General features: G+C 41.7%; 13 protein-coding genes. All 13 read left to right on the top strand.

Going from position 1 to position 12,479, the window contains the following annotated elements; all coding sequences use genetic code 11:
- The 13 genes from mraY (at position 1) to HMPREF3112_RS11385 (ending at position 12,211) form a co-directional block, all read left to right on the top strand.
- Positions 1–1,023 (top strand): phospho-N-acetylmuramoyl-pentapeptide-transferase, encoded by a 1,023-nt coding sequence (gene mraY, locus HMPREF3112_RS02725; protein ID WP_048674869.1) that lies wholly within the window; start codon positions 1–3, stop codon positions 1,021–1,023.
- Positions 1,024–1,096: 73 nt separating this feature from the next.
- The gene (locus HMPREF3112_RS02720; protein ID WP_048674866.1) at positions 1,097–2,440 is read left to right on the top strand and encodes a DEAD/DEAH box helicase; all 1,344 of its coding nucleotides are present in this window, start codon (positions 1,097–1,099) and stop codon (positions 2,438–2,440) included.
- Between the two features lie 95 nt (positions 2,441–2,535).
- Positions 2,536–3,891, top strand: a complete 1,356-nt coding sequence (locus HMPREF3112_RS02715; protein WP_048674863.1) for a bifunctional metallophosphatase/5'-nucleotidase — start codon at positions 2,536–2,538, stop codon at positions 3,889–3,891.
- A 54-nt stretch (positions 3,892–3,945) separates the two neighbouring features.
- A complete protein-coding gene (locus HMPREF3112_RS02710; RefSeq protein WP_048790202.1) occupies positions 3,946–4,668 on the top strand; it encodes a YutD family protein in 723 nt (240 codons plus the stop codon).
- Positions 4,669–4,731: 63 nt separating this feature from the next.
- Positions 4,732–5,841 (top strand): dual-specificity RNA methyltransferase RlmN, encoded by a 1,110-nt coding sequence (gene rlmN / locus HMPREF3112_RS02705; RefSeq protein WP_096832658.1) that lies wholly within the window; start codon positions 4,732–4,734, stop codon positions 5,839–5,841.
- 1 nt (position 5,842) lies between these two features.
- The gene (locus HMPREF3112_RS02700; protein WP_070437894.1) at positions 5,843–6,370 is read left to right on the top strand and encodes a VanZ family protein; all 528 of its coding nucleotides are present in this window, start codon (positions 5,843–5,845) and stop codon (positions 6,368–6,370) included.
- A gap of 102 nt (positions 6,371–6,472) precedes the next feature.
- Complete coding sequence (locus tag HMPREF3112_RS02695; RefSeq protein ID WP_037611931.1) at positions 6,473–6,919, top strand: hypothetical protein; 447 nt, start codon at positions 6,473–6,475, stop codon at positions 6,917–6,919.
- Positions 6,920–6,982: 63 nt separating this feature from the next.
- Entirely contained in the window at positions 6,983–8,743 is a 1,761-nt protein-coding gene (locus HMPREF3112_RS02690) for an ABC transporter ATP-binding protein (RefSeq protein WP_002891740.1), read from the top strand.
- A complete protein-coding gene (locus HMPREF3112_RS02685; protein ID WP_371106347.1) occupies positions 8,733–10,481 on the top strand; it encodes an ABC transporter ATP-binding protein in 1,749 nt (582 codons plus the stop codon). Before HMPREF3112_RS02690 ends, HMPREF3112_RS02685 begins: the two co-directional genes overlap by 11 nt.
- Before the next feature lie 160 nt (positions 10,482–10,641).
- Positions 10,642–10,875: a Blp family class II bacteriocin gene (locus tag HMPREF3112_RS02680; RefSeq protein ID WP_048674859.1), complete on the top strand. Its 234-nt coding sequence runs from the start codon at positions 10,642–10,644 to the stop codon at positions 10,873–10,875.
- 36 nt (positions 10,876–10,911) lie between these two features.
- A complete protein-coding gene (locus HMPREF3112_RS02675) occupies positions 10,912–11,076 on the top strand; it encodes a class IIb bacteriocin, lactobin A/cerein 7B family (RefSeq protein ID WP_256262645.1) in 165 nt (54 codons plus the stop codon).
- A gap of 282 nt (positions 11,077–11,358) precedes the next feature.
- Positions 11,359–11,760 carry a hypothetical protein gene (locus HMPREF3112_RS11905; RefSeq protein WP_048674851.1) on the top strand — a complete coding sequence of 134 codons (402 nt, stop codon included), beginning with the start codon at positions 11,359–11,361 and terminating at the stop codon, positions 11,758–11,760.
- 283 nt (positions 11,761–12,043) lie between these two features.
- Positions 12,044–12,211: a hypothetical protein gene (locus HMPREF3112_RS11385; RefSeq protein WP_048674846.1), complete on the top strand. Its 168-nt coding sequence runs from the start codon at positions 12,044–12,046 to the stop codon at positions 12,209–12,211.
- The last annotated feature ends 268 nt before the right edge of the window (positions 12,212–12,479 follow it).

Here is a 12,479-nt window from a genome sequence, read left to right as displayed (position 1 = left end):
ATGACTATGAGTCTGATAGCAGGCGTGGCCGCCTTTGTGTTGACGGTGCTCGCCATGCCTCACTTTATTACTTACTACAAAATCAAGAAAATCGGTGGCCAACAAATGCATGAAGATGTGAAGCAGCATTTGGCTAAGGCTGGGACGCCAACTATGGGAGGGACAGTCTTCCTAGTAGTTGCCATCTTGGTTAGCTTGATTTTCAACCTCCACGTCTTTAGCGAGGGGCACCAAGCCTATGGTGCCACAGCGGGGATTCTCTTTGTCATTTTGATTTATGGAATCATCGGCTTCCTTGATGATTTCCTTAAGATTTTCCGTCAAATCAATGAGGGACTTAAACCTTGGCAAAAGATGGCCTTGCAGATTATTGCGGGTTTGCTTTTCTACTTTATCCACGTACTCCCTAATGGGACAGATAGCCTAGCTATTGGTGGATTAACCATTCACCTCGGTGTCTTTTATGTTCTCTTTGTCCTATTCTGGATTGTTGGTTTCTCAAATGCTGTGAACTTGACAGACGGTATTGATGGTTTAGCTTCTATCTCTGTGGTTATCAGCTTGATTGCCTATGGGATTATCGCTTTTGTCAAGGGTGAGTTCGCTATCTTGACCATCATTATCACTATGATTGGGGCACTTCTTGGCTTCTTCGTCTTTAACCACAAGCCAGCCAAGGTCTTTATGGGAGATGTCGGTTCCTTGTCACTTGGAGCTATGCTTGCAGTTATCTCTATTGCCCTACGTGTAGAGTGGACGCTACTCTTGATTGGTGTGGTTTATGTCTTTGAGACAGCTTCTGTCATGCTACAGGTCAGCTATTTCAAATACACTAAGCGTAAGTATGGAGAAGGTCGTCGTATCTTCCGTATGACACCATTCCACCATCACCTCGAATTGGGTGGTCTTTCAGGTAAGGGTGACAAATGGTCAGAGTGGAAGGTTGATGCTTTCCTTTGGGCAGTTGGAGCGCTTGCAAGTGCCATTACCCTTTGGATGGTTCTTGGAAACGTTATGAAATAAATGAAAAGAGCAGAAATGCTCTTTTTTTGTTATAATGATAAGGATAGACTAGATAGAAAAGAAGTAAGTAAACATGTCATTTAAAGATTTTAATTTTAAAACATTTATTCAGGAGGCTCTTGATGAGATTAAGTTTAAGGAGCCGACGCCTGTTCAACAGAAATTGATTCCTGTAGTCCGTTCAGGTCGTGATTTGGTTGGTGAATCAAAGACGGGTTCAGGGAAAACACATACCTTCCTCTTGCCAATTTTTGAGAAGCTCAATCCAAAAAGTGGAGATGTTCAAGTTGTTATTACAGCGCCATCACGTGAATTGGCGACGCAAATTTACCAAGCGACAAAACAAATTGCCAAACACTCTGAGACTGAAATTCGTGTAGTCAATTATGTGGGTGGTACAGACAAGCAACGTCAGATTGAGAAACTCAAGGTAGCCCAACCTCATATTGTTATCGGGACACCAGGGCGTATCTATGACCTAGTTAAGTCTGGTGACTTGGCTATCCACAAGGCCCATACCTTTGTTGTTGATGAAGCTGATATGACCATGGACATGGGATTCTTGGATACTGTGGATAAGATTGCGGCAAGCCTTCCTAAAGAAGTGCAAATTTTGGTCTTCTCAGCAACCATTCCTCAAAAATTGCAGCCATTCTTGAAGAAGTATTTGACTAATCCAGTCATAGAACAAATCAAAACTTCAACAGTTATTGCAGATACCATTGATAACTGGTTGGTATCTACCAAGGGGCGAAACAAGAATGAACAGATTCTTGAGATGCTTAAGGGAATGCAGCCATATTTGGCAATGATTTTCGTTAATACCAAGGAACGTGCTGACGATTTGCACAGCTACCTAGTGTCAAATGGTCTTAAGGTTGCAAAAATTCATGGAGGTATTCCACCACGTGAACGTAAGCGTATCATGAATCAAGTCAAGAAGCTTGATTTTGAGTATATTGTAGCGACTGACCTTGCAGCGCGTGGGATTGACATTGAAGGGGTTAGCCATGTTATCAATGATGCTATCCCTCAAGATTTGTCCTTCTTTGTTCACCGTGTAGGGCGTACAGGACGTAATGGTTTGTCAGGAACAGCCATCACCCTTTATCAACCAAGTGACGACTCAGATATTCGTGAGCTTGAAAAGATGGGGATTACCTTTGACCCTAAAGTCTATAAGGACGGTGAGTTTCAAGATACTTATGACCGTGACCGTCGTGCCAACCGTGAAAAAGCCTATCAAAAACTTGATACGGAAATGATCGGTTTGGTTAAGAAGAAAAAGAAAAAAATCAAGCCTGGCTACAAGAAGAAAATTCAGTGGAAGGTTGATGAAAAACGCAAACGTGAACGTCGTGCGGCTAACCGTGCTAAGGGGCGTGCTGAGCGTAAAGCTAAGAAGCAAAGTTTCTAAGTATTGGCTTCTAGGTGTAAGAAAATTTAGATATGTAAAAACTTGGCAGAATGATTGTCAAGTTTTTTTATAGCAAAAGTGCTACAATAGGAGTCATGAAAGACAAGATTCGAATTCTTCATATCAATGATTTACACTCTCATTTTGAACAGTATCCACAACTCAAGCGAGCTGTGGATGATTTGAGTCAGACAGATAGAGAGTTGATCAAGGTAGATCTTGGGGACAATGTGGATAAGTCCCATCCCTTATCTGATGCGACAGCCGGGCGTTTTAATGTAGCCCTGATGAATGAGTTGGGGATAGACTATGCGACTATTGGAAATAATGAGGGGATTGGTCTGGCCAAGGAGGAGCTAGACTGTCTTTATGAGCAGGCTAAGTTTCAGCCGATCATAGGAAATCTCAAGGATGAGGGGAGACAACCTGAATGGGCTAAGCCCTATCTTATCCACAAAACTAAAGCAGGTACAAACATTGCTTTCTTGGCCTATACCTTCCCATATTACATCACCTATGCTCCCAACGGTTGGCAAGTGTTAGAGCCTATGGCTCGGTTGGAAGAGGATTTGGCTCGTCCCGAGGTAAGGGATGCAGATATAGTCGTCGTTCTTAGCCACCTAGGTGTACGTTATGATGAGCAGATTGCAGAGACTTATCCACAGGTAAATCTTGTCATCGGAAGCCACACGCATCACCTTTTTGAAGAGGGCAAATTAGTCAATGAAACCTATTTAGCAGCTGCTGACAGATATGGTTATTATCTTGGCTGTATTGACCTTACTGTGAAAAATGGGCAATTGATAGAGTGTCAGATTGAGGCTATCCCCACCAAGTCCTACATCTTGGATTTAGACAAGGAGGACGAAGCCTTTATCAAGGCTATGCGTGAGGAAGGCCATCGTCGTTTAGCTCAGAAAAAAGTAGCTAATCTAGGTCGAGAACTAGATTTTGATGAGACCTGTCAATTGGTTTTGCAGGCTGTTTGTCAGGAGACTCATAGCCAATTAACGCTTTTAAATACTGGACTCATCATGAAGACTTTGGGTCCTCAAGTGACCATGGCAGACCTGCAAGAAGCCCTTCCTCATCAGATGCGGATGGCTCGTCTAGTCGTGACAGGACAAGAGCTCAAAGAAATCTGTCAGGAAGTTTTTACTAAGGCTGAACTCCTTAAAAATCAAGCTATTAAAGGTATGGGATTTAGAGGGAAGACATTTGGTGAAGTAATCACGGGGAATTTTGCTTACAAAAACGGTAATTTGTTGTATAATAGAAGGGTTGTAGATTCCAATGAGAAGTTTAGTTTGGTCCTTGTGGACCAGTACTACTTTGCTTCTTACTTTCCTACAATTAAGGAAAAGGAAGTTACTCTTCTTTTTCCAGATTTGTTAAGGGAACTTGTGGCCAAGTATTTAGGAAAAAATGGTGCCAATTGGGATAAGATATAGAGACTTTATTACAGCATCATGATAGAAAATAAGAGAGAGCAGAAAGGATGGCACATGCGTAAAGAAATCTTGCCAGAAATGTTTAATTATAATAAATATCCAGGGCCAGACTTTGTGTATGTGGCTGATCTTCTGAAATCAGATGCCTGTCAGTTTACAGTTCTTGAAAATCACAAGGATGCTTTAGACGCTACCCGCTTTGGGCAACGTTTTTCTGAAATCATGCTCAAGTATGATTATATCGTTGGGGACTGGTCCAATGATCAGCTTCGCCTTAAGGGATTTTACGAGGACGAGCGCCCTAATACGCGTAAGACAGACCGCATTAGCCGATTGTCGGAGTATTTGCGTGAATACTGTGCCTTTGGTTGCGCCTACTTTATTTTGAAAAATGAAGAGCCGCAATTAATCGTCTTTGAAGAGGAGACAGAACCTCGTCGCAAGCGCCGTCGTTCTAATAATCGTCGTAATGCTTCTCAGGAATCTAGAGAGCGCAATGCTTCTCAAAAGAATAAAGGACAAAAAGCTTCTGCTAAGCAAAAGCCAGACAAGTCCAAACGAAGAGATAGGGATCAAGAGGGTCCAAGCTTTGAGAAAATCAAGCGTCGCCCTAAGTTCAAATCTAGATCCGAGGACGGTGGTCGTGAGCGTAAGCCTAACTTCAAGAAGAGTCAGAAGCAAGCTCCAAAATCTAAAGGTCAAAACACCCCATCGAAGAAACAAAGCCAGACCAAGTCAGATGGTCAGCATTTCACAATCAGAAAAAAAGGAAATTAAACTATGTCAGAAGTAACAACACAAGCAAAACCAGAACGCCGTAAACGTCAGAAGTTAGAGGATATGGAAGGCTACAAACCTTCTATTTATGGTCTTACTCGTGACGAGTTGATTGATTGGGCTATGGAACACGGTGAAAAGAAATTCCGTGCTACTCAAATTTGGGATTGGCTCTACAAGAAGCGTGTGCAATCTTTCGAAGAAATGACTAACATTTCTAAGGATTTCATTGCTAAATTGAATGAGAATTTCTGTGTGAACCCATTGAAACAACGTATCGTTCAAGAATCTAAAGATGGTACCGTTAAATATCTTTTTGAATTGCCAGATGGTATGTTGATTGAGACGGTTTTGATGCGTCAACACTATGGTTTGTCTGTCTGTGTGACAACCCAGGTTGGATGTAACATCGGTTGTACTTTCTGTGCCAGTGGTTTGATTAAGAAACAACGTGACTTGACTGCTGGTGAGATTGTGGCGCAAATCATGTTGGTACAAAAATACTTTGACGATCGTGGCGACGGTGAACGTGTAAGCCACGTGGTTGTTATGGGTATCGGTGAGCCATTTGATAACTATGACAATGTGCTTCGTTTCTTGCGTACCATTAACAATGATAATGGTCTTGCCATTGGAGCGCGTCACATTACCGTATCAACATCTGGTTTGGCACCAAAAATCAAGGAATTTGCTAACGAAGGTGTTCAAGTTAACCTCGCCGTATCACTTCACGCGCCTAACAATGACCTTCGTTCAAGCATCATGCGTATCAACCGCTCGTTCCCACTTGAAAAACTCTTTGAAGCTATCGAGTATTACATCCAGACAACCAACCGTCGTGTAACTTTTGAGTACATCATGCTTAATGAGGTCAATGATCACCCTGAAAACGCTCAAGAGTTGGCTGATTTGACTAAGAAAATCCGTAAGTTGTCATACATCAACTTGATTCCATATAACCCAGTATCAGAGCACGACCAATATAGTCGTTCAACCAAGGAACGTGTGGCGGCCTTCTACGATGTGCTCAAGAAAAACGGGGTTAACTGCGTGGTTCGTCAAGAGCACGGTACAGATATCGATGCAGCTTGTGGACAATTGCGTTCAAACACTATGAAACGTGACCGTCAAAAGGCCGTAGCAGAAGCTTCTGGTAAATCAGAAGGTAAATAAGATGTTTCAGCTGACGACTTGGGTAGATAAGGATGGAGAACTGACACTAAAAGGAAGACAAGCAAGCCAAGTTTTGGTTTGTGCTTATCTCCTTTGTTTAGTGCTCCTATGTTGGACACCCCAGTACGGGCTAGTTGAAGGTGTTGAAACTCCTGGGATTCAACATTTTGGTCGTGTGGTGGTCCTCTTGACCCCATTCAATAGTTTGACCAACTTTTATCAGTTGGATAGTCTTAAAGAGATTGTCTTTGTGCTTGGGCAAAATGTGACCAATATTTTCTTGCTGAGTCCGCTGATTTTAGGACTTTTAGCCTTGTACCCCAGATTCAGGTCTTGGCAAAGGGTCCTTTTAGCCACGTTTATCATGTCTTTGACGATTGAGGTTGGACAAGTTATTCTAGACCTTCTCATTGATGCTAATCGTGTCTTTGAGTTAGATGATTTATGGACCAATACTTTGGGTGGTTTGGTGGCACTGGGTGTCTACCACCTTCTTGTAAAACTGATTCAAACGCATTTTAAAGAGTAAAAAACCTGGGAGCTTACGCGTCTCAGGTTTCACTTATTTTCTATCATACAAATACAACATATTCAAAAGAGGGAAAAATGAATAAACACGTTTGGAGAAATAATGAAACACTTAATGATGACAGTAGTCACCGTATTAACGTTAGGAGCAACAATGACGATGGTTAAGGCAGATACTTATCAAAGTGGCCGTGATGCCGATATCATGCGAGAAAGAGGACAGGTTTGGAATTATTCTGAGCCTAAGAGAGAGCCTCAATTAGCCAACTACAACACCGATGGTCGCTATCTCAGTGAGGCTACTAATTTTGAATTGTACAATTTTGTCAGAGAGTATAAGACATCTGATGAAATCAGACGCATTTGGAGCCCTAAGAAAGATGAATCCGTTATCCATGATAAGGATAGCTACTCTATGGATGGTGGGAACAAGGTATATAATTTTGATTCCTTTGCTTATCAATTGCCAGAGTCTACTGATTTTGGGAAGTTATCTTATATTGGTCACTTTCAGTTAGAAGATGGCACAATCTATCGCTATTGGAAGTAACCTTATCATACGAGACTTATACGAGGTCTATTATTAACCATTTGTAAGGATAGGAGGAGTAACTTGTCTTTTAAAGAATCAATCATTGCAAAACTTTGGTGGTTTTTCAAGTTAGAAAAACGTCGTTATATTGTCGGGATCTTGGCACTGAGTCTGGTTTCGGTTCTCAATCTAATTCCTCCTATGGTTATGGGGCGGGTCATTGATGCTATCACATCGGGAAAATTGACCAATCAGATCTTGCTTCTGAATCTCGTTTATTTGCTTTTGGCAGCTCTGGGGATGTACTATTTGCGCTATGTTTGGCGCATGTATATCTTGGCGACTTCTTATCGCTTAGGCCAGATTATGCGTTCACGCCTTTTTGAGCATTTTACCAAGATGTCGCCTTCTTTTTATCAAAAGTACCGAACTGGGGATCTCATGGCCCATGCAACCAATGATATCAACTCTTTAACCCGCTTGGCTGGTGGGGGTGTCATGTCAGCCGTGGATGCCTCTATCACAGCCTTGGTAACCCTAATCACCATGTTCTTCAGCATTTCCTGGCAGATGACACTGGTGGCTGTCTTACCCCTCCCCTTCATGGCTTTTGCGACCAGTCGTTTGGGCCGTAAGACCCATAAAGCTTTTGGAGAGTCCCAGGCAGCCTTTTCAGAACTTAATAATAAGGTTCAAGAGTCGGTATCAGGAATCAAGGTAACCAAGTCTTTTGGCTACCAGAAGGCCGAGCTTCAGTCCTTCCAAGAGACCAATAAGATGACCTTTAAAAAGAATATGCATACCATGAAGTATGATAGCCTTTTTGATCCTTTGGTCTTACTCTTTGTTGGCTCATCCTATGTTTTGACCCTTCTTGTCGGTGCCTTTATGATTCAGGCTGGTCAGATAACGGTCGGAAATTTGGTAACCTTCATTACCTATTTGGACATGCTGGTTTGGCCTCTGATGGCCATTGGCTTCCTCTTTAATATCACACAGAGGGGAAATGTGTCCTACCAACGTATTGAAACTCTTCTGGAGCAGGAATCAGATGTTCAAGATCCTGCGCACCCTCTCCCAAGTATTGAAAATGGTCGCTTAGAATATGCGATTGACCGCTTTGCTTTTGAGGATAAGGATACTTTGAGAGATATTCATTTCACCTTGGACAAGGGGCAAACCCTTGGCTTGGTTGGGCAGACTGGTTCAGGAAAGACCGCCCTTGTCAAGTTGCTCTTGCGGGAGCACGATGTTAATCAAGGAGCCATCTATTTGAATGGTCATAACATCCGAGATTATCGCCTATCAGACTTGCGTAGCTTGATGGGCTATGTTCCTCAAGACCAGTTTCTCTTTGCTAGTTCCATTTTAGACAATGTCCGCTTTGGTAATCCTGATCTCTCCTTTGACAAGGTAGAAGAAGCGACTAAGTTGGCTCAAGTTTATGATGACATCAAGGATATGCCTGAAGGTTTTGAAACGATCATTGGTGAAAAGGGTGTCAGCCTATCAGGCGGTCAAAAACAACGTCTGGCCATGAGTCGGGCCATGATTTTGGATCCAGATATTTTGATTTTGGACGACTCTCTATCGGCAGTGGACGCCAAGACAGAACATGCTATTATTGACAATCTTAAACATACCCGTAAGGACAAGACGACTATCATTACCGCCCATCGTCTGAGTGCAGTGGTGCACGCTGACCTTATCTTAGTCATGCAGGATGGTCGTATCATTGAACGTGGCCGTCATGAGGATTTGCTAGCTCAGGGTGGTTGGTATGCCAAGACCTATGAGTCTCAACAGTTAGAAATGGAAGGAGGAGAAGAAGATGATGCCTAATCAAAACCAATGGTCTGTGTTTAAGCGTCTCTTGACCTATCTCAAGCCTTACAAATTCTTGACCTTTCTAGCTTTAGCCTTCCTCTTGTCCACAACGGTTATCAAGAGTATTATTCCCCTTGTGGCCTCTTACTTTATCGACCACTATCTTCATGATATGAATCAGGCGGCAAGCTTGATTCTGATTGGTTACTATGGTCTTTATCTCTTGCAGACGCTAGTCCAGTATTTGGGAAATCTCTTTTTTGCGCGTGTGTCCTACAGTATTGTCAGGGATATTCGCCGGGATGCCTTTGCCAATATGGAGAAACTGGGTATGTCTTACTTTGACAAGACTCCCGCAGGCTCTATCGTTTCCCGCTTGACCAATGATACAGAGACTATTAGTGAGATGTTCTCAGGGATTCTGTCTAGCTTTATTTCGGCTATCTTTATCTTTGTTACCACCCTTTACACCATGATGATCTTGGACATTCGTCTGACCGGGCTTATTGTACTCTTTCTTCCTCTGATTGTCCTTTTAGTTAACCTTTACCGCAAAAAATCAGTGGTCATCATTGAAAAGACCAGAGCCTTGCTTTCAGATATAAATGCCAAACTGTCAGAGAGTATCGAAGGGATTCGCATCATTCAGGCCTTCAACCAAGAGAAACGCCTCAAAAAAGAGTTTGATGCTATTAATGAGGAACATCTGATTTATGCTAGCCGTTCCATGTCACTGGATTCTCTCTTTCTACGACCAGCCATGAGTTTGCTGAAGCTCCTGGGCTATGCTGTTCTCATGGCTTATTTTGGCTATCGTGGCATCTATATGGGTATCACAGCGGGGACCATGTATGCCTTTATCCAGTACATTAACCGTCTCTTTGATCCCTTGATTGAAGTGACACAGAACTTCTCAACCTTGCAAACCTCGATGGTCTCAGCAGGTCGGGTCTTTGCCTTAATCGACGAGCGCACCTATGAGCCTGAGCAGAGAGACACAGATGCCAAGGTTACTGAGGGGAATATTCGCTTTGAAAATGTCTCCTTCTCCTATGATGGCAAGCACCAGATTTTGGATAATATTTCCTTCTCTGTCAATAAAGGTGAAACCATCGCTTTTGTCGGTTCTACAGGTTCCGGAAAATCCTCTATTATCAACGTGTTCATGCGTTTCTATGAGTTCCAATCAGGCCGAGTTCTTCTTGACGGTGTGGATATTCGCGATTATAGTCAGGCAGAGCTGCGTAAGAACATTGGTCTTGTCCTTCAGGAACCCTTTCTCTATCATGGTACAGTCAAATCCAATATTGCCATGTATCAGGAGTTAACTGATGAAGAGATTAAAGCGGCCGCTGAGTTTGTGGATGCCAATCACTTTATCGACAAACTTCCAGAAGGATATGATGCTCCAGTTTCTGAACGAGGTTCAAGTTTTTCAACCGGTCAACGCCAACTTCTAGCCTTTGCTAGGACCGTTGCTAGCCAGCCTAAGATTTTGATTCTGGATGAAGCGACAGCCAATATAGATTCAGAGACAGAGGCTATTGTTCAAAATTCTCTAGCAAAAATGCGTCGAGGACGCACAACCATTGCCATTGCCCACCGCCTATCAACAATCCAAGATGCCAACTGCATCTATGTCTTAGACAAGGGCCGTATCATCGAACACGGTAGCCATGAGGAGCTCCTAGCCCTCGGCGGCACCTACCACAAGATGTACAGCCTACAAGCAGGTGCAATGGAAGGAGAGTAAGCTAGTTTAGAGCATAGATTCTATATTCGAAAAGATTTCTGAAAAATCAAAATCGAGTGGTGACATTTATGTCACTACTTTTTTGTTGTCTTCCACCCTATAATAAAACCATAGCTTGAGAGAAAAAAGCTAAAAAATAATATTTTAGGAGGTTGTTAGAATGACAACACAAACAATGAACAATTTTGAAACACTCGATCTCGAGGCACTTGCAAACGTTGAAGGTGGAAATAGATGTAAAGATTTAATCTTTGGAGGAGCTTTAACTGGCGCAGGTGCTGGATTTACAGGTGGTATGGCAGCATTTGGTGTTACAGCATTTCCAGGAGCATTTGTAGGAGCACATGTTGGAGCAGTTGCTGGTGGGCTAGCATGTATCGGAGCGAGCTTTTAGAGAGGTTAAAAAATGAATGTGACTAAGTATAATAAGATGTGCGATGCTGAGCTAGAAATTATTTCTGGTGGTGTGAAAGTTGGAGCAGTAATTGGTGGCTGTCTAGGTGGTATGCTCATGGCATGGGCAGCAGGACCTGTTTCCGCAGGGGGTTATACTATGATATGTGCTACTTCGGGGCTTGCAAATGCTTATTTTTGATGTTCCCGAAGTAAAATTATTCTTGCTGATAATAGCGGAGATTATATTATATTTGATTGCATATCTTAGTAATAGAAAAAACAAAGATATGTATATTCGCCTATTTAAAGTATCAGTACTAATGACGCTACTGTATTACATCTCCAGTAGAATGTAATCGCTAAGGTCTTTTTTGAGATCTTACAGCAGTATAAAAAAATACAGAAAGGAATAGAGTTTAATGTAATAGCTTATTCAGTTTACAAGACTGACTGAGGTTATTCATAATTTAGGTGTTTTATCATGAAGTTAAAGAATGTTAGTTCGAGAGTATTGCGATTTTCTAGGGTCGTCACTGCTGTACTGGCAGTTTTCCTTATAAGTACCAGTATTTCTCTCTACAAAAGCAAGACCTCTCCAGAGATTTGGTTAGCAGTCGGAGCACTAGCTTTAGTAGTCATTTTTGTAAATGGGCTGCTCTACCATATTCTTAAGAAGCGTCCAGATTCAGTGAATCCGTTAACAATACGGCAGTCCTTCATTGTCTTTCTGGTCATCTCATTTCTAGTGCTTTGTGTAGAGTTTTACACATTACTTACATTCAGTGATACCACAGACCGTATAGTACTAGCCGTATTAATGCTTTTGTTAATCCTCTGTGATTTTCTAGCTTATTTGCAAGTCAAAAAATATTTTAAAAGATAAAAGGTATCTATAATCATGACTAAAAAACACCTAGTATCTCTAATGATGTCTATGGGCTTCATCCTTGTTGCCTTACATAACTTGGGAGAAAAACTGAATTTTGGACTTCAATGCCTAAATATTATTGGGTTATGTCTTTTTCTCTTTCTTATGTGTACGATTATCAAGGATATAAGGTCAGACAAGTAGTGACATTTATGTCACTACTTTTTTATCGGCTTCCAATCTATAATAAAAATCATAGCTTTGCACAGAAAGCTAAAAACACTTTAAGGAGAAAAGTATGTTCAAAAACTCAAAACCGTATTTACTGGCTACCATTCTCATCGGAATGGGCCTCGCTAATCTATTTAGAAGTTTGGATGCAGTCCACCATACCATTAACTTGTTGGGGCTAACCTTGCTTCTTTATAGTCTGCTTTTTAAAAAATGGACACAATTTAAGAAATAATGTTGAGTCCTAGATAATCCGATTACTTGTGTTTTGTCACTATCTTGAGAGGAAAAGACTCTAAAGCTCACTCTAACCCCACCATTCAGAAAATATAGTAACCGTTTGTGACATTATTCAATTTACGTTGCATAAAAGTGTTATAATAAGAAAGTGATTAATGAAACATGTGAAAATTAGAGTGAATTTCCAATGTTTGAAGGATATTCTTCTATCGTATAGACAAAACTTGCAGGGTCTGGGTCTTCAAAAAATGTCGTGAAAGGAG

It is taken from the genome of Streptococcus sp. HMSC10E12, assembly GCF_001807855.1.
Lineage (GTDB): Bacteria > Bacillota > Bacilli > Lactobacillales > Streptococcaceae > Streptococcus > Streptococcus salivarius.
This window is presented reverse-complemented; position numbering and strand designations above follow the sequence as displayed.

Coding starts and splice junctions, on each gene's coding strand:
- HMPREF3112_RS02715 (WP_048674863.1), top strand. CDS start 2,536: ATGAAAGACAAGATTCGAATTCTTCATATCAATGATTTACACTCTCAT.
- HMPREF3112_RS02700 (WP_070437894.1), top strand. CDS start 5,843: ATGTTTCAGCTGACGACTTGGGTAGATAAGGATGGAGAACTGACACTA.
- HMPREF3112_RS11385 (WP_048674846.1), top strand. CDS start 12,044: ATGTTCAAAAACTCAAAACCGTATTTACTGGCTACCATTCTCATCGGA.
- HMPREF3112_RS11905 (WP_048674851.1), top strand. CDS start 11,359: ATGAAGTTAAAGAATGTTAGTTCGAGAGTATTGCGATTTTCTAGGGTC.
- rlmN (WP_096832658.1), top strand. CDS start 4,732: ATGGAAGGCTACAAACCTTCTATTTATGGTCTTACTCGTGACGAGTTG.
- HMPREF3112_RS02680 (WP_048674859.1), top strand. CDS start 10,642: ATGACAACACAAACAATGAACAATTTTGAAACACTCGATCTCGAGGCA.
- HMPREF3112_RS02720 (WP_048674866.1), top strand. CDS start 1,097: ATGTCATTTAAAGATTTTAATTTTAAAACATTTATTCAGGAGGCTCTT.
- HMPREF3112_RS02685 (WP_371106347.1), top strand. CDS start 8,733: ATGATGCCTAATCAAAACCAATGGTCTGTGTTTAAGCGTCTCTTGACC.
- HMPREF3112_RS02710 (WP_048790202.1), top strand. CDS start 3,946: ATGCGTAAAGAAATCTTGCCAGAAATGTTTAATTATAATAAATATCCA.
- HMPREF3112_RS02695 (WP_037611931.1), top strand. CDS start 6,473: ATGAAACACTTAATGATGACAGTAGTCACCGTATTAACGTTAGGAGCA.
- HMPREF3112_RS02675 (WP_256262645.1), top strand. CDS start 10,912: ATGTGCGATGCTGAGCTAGAAATTATTTCTGGTGGTGTGAAAGTTGGA.
- mraY (WP_048674869.1), top strand. CDS start 1: ATGACTATGAGTCTGATAGCAGGCGTGGCCGCCTTTGTGTTGACGGTG.